Source organism: Nguyenibacter vanlangensis (assembly GCF_013376155.1).
Classification (GTDB): Bacteria; Pseudomonadota; Alphaproteobacteria; order Acetobacterales; family Acetobacteraceae; genus Gluconacetobacter; species Gluconacetobacter vanlangensis.
Genome location: NZ_JABXXP010000175.1, coordinates 1 through 5,132, shown reverse-complemented (window position 1 = coordinate 5,132; position 5,132 = coordinate 1). Strand labels below are relative to the sequence as shown.

Sequence of the window (5,132 nt, the reverse complement as noted above, 5' to 3'; positions counted from 1 at the left end):
GGGCCGTCTCCAGCGCGGCGTCCAGCGTCTCGGGCCGGTCGAAATCGATGGCGGGCCGCCCGAGGCGGTGCAGGCCGGGACGCCCGGCCATGGCCAGCGCGGTGGCAAGCTGGCCGGACTGGCCGATCACCAGGATCGGGGACACCATCAGAACCAGTTCCGTACGGCCGAGAAACCCGGCGCCTCGGCGTCCTTGTGCGACAGGATGGCCTCGCCCGGCGCGACCGGCCAGGGGATGTCCAGTTCCGGCGCATTCCACAGCACCGACCGCTCGCAGTCGCGGTTCCACAGCGCGGTGCATTTGTACTGCACCTCGGCATTCTCGGTCAGCGTGCAGAAACCGTGCAGGAAGCCCGGGGGAATCCAAAGCTGCGATCCGTTTTCGGCGTTCAGTTCGGCCGCCACCCAGCGGCCGAAACTGGGCGAATCCTGCCGCGCATCCACCGCGACGTCCCAGATCGCGCCGCGCGTGCAGCGCACCAGCTTGCCCTGCGCGTGGGGCGCCAACTGGCAATGCAGGCCGCGCACGACGCCGCGCTGGCGCGACAGGCTGTGATTGTCCTGGACGAAGACGGCGTCGATGCCGGCCTCCGCCATGCTCCGGCTGTTGTAGGTCTCGGAAAAGAACCCGCGCTCGTCGGCGAAACGCGGCGGCGTCAGCAAAAGGATGCCGGGGATCGAAAGCTGTTCAACCTGCATGGGGCGACTCGTGCTGTCCTTCCGCCAGTTCGTGCAGCATGCGGCCGAGCTCGGTCTTGTGCATGCGTGCCGCCGTCGCGCGTAATTGCGCGGCATCGATGAAGCCCATGCGGAAGGCGACTTCCGAAGGCGATCCGACCAGCATGCCCTGCCGGGACTGGATCGTCTGCACGAACAGGCCGGCCTGCATCAGCGCGTCGGGCACCCCGGCATCCAGCCAGGCGCAGCCGCGGCCCAGCCGTTCGACCTGCAGCGAGCCCTCCTGGAGATAAAGCCTGTTCAGGTCGGTGATCTCCAGTTCGCCCCGCGCCGAAGGCCGGATCTCGCGCGCCAGGTCCAGAACGCGGGAATCGTAGAAATACAGCCCCGTCACCGCCCAGTGCGAGGTCGGGTTGGCGGGTTTTTCCACCAGGTCGACGGCCCGGCCGCTCTCGTTGAACGTCACCACGCCATAGCGCTCGGGGTCGCGCACCTGATAGGCGAACACGGTCGCGCCCTGGCGGCGCCGCGCCGCCGCCTGCAGCAACTGGCCGAGGTGATCGGCGAAGATCAGGTTGTCGCCCAGCACCAGCGCGCAGGGCGCGCCCGCCAGCCAGTCGCCGGCGATCAGGAACGCCTGGGCGATGCCGTCCGGCGACGGCTGCTCGCGATAGGTGAAGCGGACGCCGAATTCCGAGCCGTCGCCCAGCAGGCGGCGGAACTGCGGCAGATCGTCGGGGGTCGAGATGATCATGATGTCGCGGATGCCCGCCAGCATCAGGGTCGACAGCGGATAATAGATCATCGGCTTGTCGTAGACCGGCAGCAACTGCTTGCTGGCCGCCAGCGTCATCGGATGCAGGCGCGTGCCCGAGCCGCCGGCCAGCAGGATGCCCTTCATCGGTGTTTCGACCGGGGGCGTTTCGACCGGGGACGTTTCGACCTTCGGTGTGCTCATGCCGCGGCTCCCGCCGGGGCGACGCCCAGCCGTTTCGTGCTGTCATGGCGGGCCTGCAGCGCCGTCCACCAGTCGCGATTGTCCAGATACCATTGCACCGTGCGGCGGATCCCCGTCTCGAAATCGTGGCGGGCCCGCCAGCCGAGGGCGGATTCGGCATGCGCGGGGTCGATCTCATAGCGGAAATCATGGCCGGGCCGGTCATGCACGTGGTGGATCAGCCGCGCATGCGGCCCGGCCGGATCGGGGCGCAGCTCGTCCAGCACGGCGCAGATCGCGCCGACCACCTGCAGGTTGCTGCGCGGCTGGCGCGCGCCGATGGCATAGGTCTCGCCCGGCCGGCCGCGTTCCACGGCCAGTACCAGCGCCTCGGCATGGTCGTCGACGAACAGCCAGTCGCGCATGTTGCCGCCGTCGCCATAGACCGGCAGGCCGCGCCCGGCGATGGCGTTGATCGTCACCAGCGGGATCAGCTTTTCCGGGAAATGCCAGAACCCGTAATTGTTGGTGGTGTTGGTGACGAAGGCCGGCAGGCCATAGGTATGCTGCCAGGCCCGCACCAGATGGTCCGACGCCGCCTTGGACGCCGAATAGGGGCTGCGCGGGTCATAGGGCGTGGTCTCGCAGAACGGCGCATCGTCGGGCTGCAGCGCGCCGAACACCTCGTCGGTCGAGACATGATGGAAGCGGAAGGCCGCGCGGCCGTCCGCTTCCAGCCCGGACCAATACTCCCGCGCCGCTTCCAGCAGCGTGTAGGTGCCCAGGATATTGGTGTGCATGAACACCCCGGGCCCGTCGATCGACCGGTCCACGTGGCTTTCCGCCGCCAGGTGCATCACCGCGTCGGGCCGGTGCGCGGCGAAGATCGCGCGCATCGCCGCGCCGTCGGTGATATCCGCGCGCACATGCACGTAGCGCGGGTCCGCCGCCGCCGCCGCCGTCGACTCCCCGGTCGCCGCATAGGTCAGCTTGTCGACATTCACCACCGAATGTCCCGTCGCGCCAATGATGTGGCGCACCACCGCAGAGCCGATGAACCCACATCCGCCGGTCACAAGTATACGCATCGACCGTCCACCGTTCCGTCTCCAGTTTCCATCCCGGGCATGTCCCGTCTCATGCGGCCATCATGCAGCCCTGTGGCTAATGCATGATGGCGGCCTCTGCAACCGCGCGGCAATGGCGGCACCCGCCCCATCCTAGGCGCCCAGCAGGTACAGCAACAGGACGATCAGCAGGATCAATCCCACGCCGCCCGCCGGGAAATAGCCCCACTGGCGGCTGTAGGGCCAGGCAGGCAGCGCCCCGAGCAGCAGCAGGACGATGACGATCAGCAAAATCAGGCTCATCATGGCATGTCCGTTCGGCGCCGGAAAACCGGCGCCCGTTCCGCCATAACGGCCGGGGGACCGGCCGGTTCGCGCCGCGCCTACGCCCCCAGATAGGGCGCCAGCGTATGGGCGAGTCCCGGCATGGTCAGGGTCTGCAGCCAGACGCGCCCCGGGCCGGTCAGCCTGGCCAGGAAGAATCCGTCGCCGCCGAAGAGCTTGTTGCGGATGCCCGGCAGCATCGTGATGTCGAACGACACCGTGTCTTCGAACATGCCGACCAGGCCGGGATGCACGTCCACCGCTTCGCCCGGTGCCAGGTCGTGGGGCACGATCTCGCCGCCCAGCATGCTCCAGAACGTGCCCTGGCCGGCGACGCGCTGCAGGCGGAATCCGTCGCCGCCGAAAATGCCGGCCCCCAGCGACCGCTGAAGGGCCAGGTCCAGGGTCACGCCCGGCGTGGCGCACAGAAAACCATGGCGATGCACCAGCATGGCCCTGCCGCCGCCCACCTGGTGTTCCAGGATCTGCCCCGGTACCTTGGCCGCGAACGCGACCAGGCCCGGGCCGCCCTGGGCGGTGAATTCGGTCATGAACAGGCCGCCGCCGGCAAGCGACCGGCGGACCGCGCCGAACACGCCGCCCGCCCCCGCGCCCGACAGGGTGGTGGACAAGGCGACGTTCGGGGTCTTCCACGACAGCTCGCCCGTCTCGGCGATCAGCCGTTCGCCGGCCTCCAGCATCACGCGCAGGACCGGAAGGATCGTGCCGTCGATCGTCGTGCGCATGCCGGACCCTGTGCATGGAGAAGGGGAAAGAAGAGCCGGCAGCCTATCGCATCGCGCGGCGCGGCGGGAACATTTCGGTGAGACCGGGCCGAACCTGCCGGGCCAGGCATGAACGACAGGCAGGCCGGGGCGTTTTCATGCCGTTTCCCGGATCGGGCCCCTATCGGCCCCCATATCGGGCAGAGGAGGACGTCATGACGTGGATTCTGCATAATAACCACGATAATGGCCACACCGCCGAGACGCCGTTCGCCACCGCGCATGAGCGCCGCACCGCGCTGGTCGCCGCCGCCATCGTCGTCGGCTTCGTCGCGACCATCATTCTGGCCTGCGCGTTCATGCCGACGATTCCGCTCTATCATTTCTGATCTCATGTTTCGGCATCCCGGCCCGGCGGAACGGCGCGCGACGAGGTCCCGCCGGCCGATCGGGGGAGGATTGCGCTCGTTGTTTTGGATAAGAAATAAATTTTCCCGGCCACGGGCGGTCCGGGCCATTGAAATGAGGCGATTTTTCATGCATGCGGGACAACGGTGCGCGCATGAGGAGGTGGCGATGTTCGACAGACCGTCCGTGCCGTCTTCCGGTTCCGACGCCCGCCGAGGGACGTGACTCCGCGCGACATGCCCGGCCTGGCGGACGGGGTGGATGCCGCGGGGCGGTACGCCACCATCGTGACCCAGAGCGACCGCCCGATGATGATCCTGGATTCGCTGGATCGGATCGTCTTCGTCAATCCGGCCTTCACCCGGGTGCTGGGCTATGCGCCGCACGAGGTGCTGGCGCGGGACGTGTCGGTGATGCTGTCGGCGCACGAGGCCGACATGCCGGCCCTGCGCGAGTTCCGCGCCAATCTGGGCGCCCGCCGCAGTTTCGAGATCGACCTGCATGCGCGGGCGCGCGACGGGCGCGACCTCTGGTTCTGCTCCGCCGCCAGCCCGGTCGGGGGCGGCGCGGGGACCGAGGGCGAGACCGTCGTGGTGATGACGGACGAGACGCAGTACGTGGCCCTGCGCGACCTGCGGATGGAGGTCATGGCCGCCCTGACCGGGGCGATGGATTTTCCCGGCGTGATGGGACTGATCTGCCGGCTGATCGAGGACATCACCCCCGACGTCGTCGCCACGATCACGGTCCGGTCCGAGGACGGGTCGGCCTGGATGGCCGGCCGCCATGCCATGCCGGCATCGGTGGCCATGGCCTGGGCCGGCATGGCGATGGGCCCGATGACCGGCAGTTGCGGGGCGGCGGTCCATATGGGTGACGAGATCCTGGCCGCCGACATCGGCAGCGACCCGCGCTGGGCGAATCCGCTGCGCGACCTGGTCCTGCCGCTGGGGCTGGCGGCGTGCTGGTCCTCGCCGAACCGCATGCGCGACG

7 protein-coding genes are annotated in these 5,132 nt (G+C 68.6%); 2 read left to right on the top strand and 5 right to left on the bottom strand.

Features of this window, described 5'->3' with window-relative positions; all coding sequences use genetic code 11:
• Nucleotides 1-147 precede the first annotated feature (147 nt).
• The 5 genes from rfbC to HUK84_RS09895 form a co-directional block, all read right to left on the bottom strand.
• On the bottom strand, nucleotides 148-699 hold the full coding sequence (gene rfbC / locus HUK84_RS09915) for a dTDP-4-dehydrorhamnose 3,5-epimerase (protein ID WP_176640146.1): 552 nt from the start codon (nucleotides 697-699) through the stop codon (nucleotides 148-150).
• Nucleotides 689-1,636 carry a glucose-1-phosphate thymidylyltransferase RfbA gene (gene rfbA / locus HUK84_RS09910; RefSeq protein ID WP_374729308.1) on the bottom strand — a complete coding sequence of 316 codons (948 nt, stop codon included), beginning with the start codon at nucleotides 1,634-1,636 and terminating at the stop codon, nucleotides 689-691. The genes rfbC and rfbA overlap by 11 nt, the downstream gene beginning before the upstream one ends.
• Nucleotides 1,633-2,703: a dTDP-glucose 4,6-dehydratase gene (gene rfbB / locus HUK84_RS09905; RefSeq protein ID WP_176640145.1), complete on the bottom strand. Its 1,071-nt coding sequence runs from the start codon at nucleotides 2,701-2,703 to the stop codon at nucleotides 1,633-1,635. The genes rfbA and rfbB overlap by 4 nt, the downstream gene beginning before the upstream one ends.
• A gap of 132 nt (nucleotides 2,704-2,835) precedes the next feature.
• On the bottom strand, nucleotides 2,836-2,988 hold the full coding sequence (locus HUK84_RS09900) for a DUF3309 domain-containing protein (RefSeq protein WP_176640144.1): 153 nt from the start codon (nucleotides 2,986-2,988) through the stop codon (nucleotides 2,836-2,838).
• A 77-nt stretch (nucleotides 2,989-3,065) separates the two neighbouring features.
• Complete coding sequence (locus HUK84_RS09895) at nucleotides 3,066-3,752, bottom strand: AIM24 family protein (protein ID WP_176640143.1); 687 nt, start codon at nucleotides 3,750-3,752, stop codon at nucleotides 3,066-3,068.
• Nucleotides 3,753-3,946: 194 nt separating this feature from the next.
• Between HUK84_RS09895 and HUK84_RS09890 the strand changes: the two genes are divergently transcribed.
• Entirely contained in the window at nucleotides 3,947-4,120 is a 174-nt protein-coding gene (locus HUK84_RS09890; protein ID WP_176640142.1) for a hypothetical protein, read from the top strand.
• A gap of 240 nt (nucleotides 4,121-4,360) precedes the next feature.
• On the top strand, nucleotides 4,361-5,132 hold a 772-nt coding region (locus HUK84_RS09885), incomplete at its 3' end, for a PAS domain-containing protein (RefSeq protein WP_176640141.1).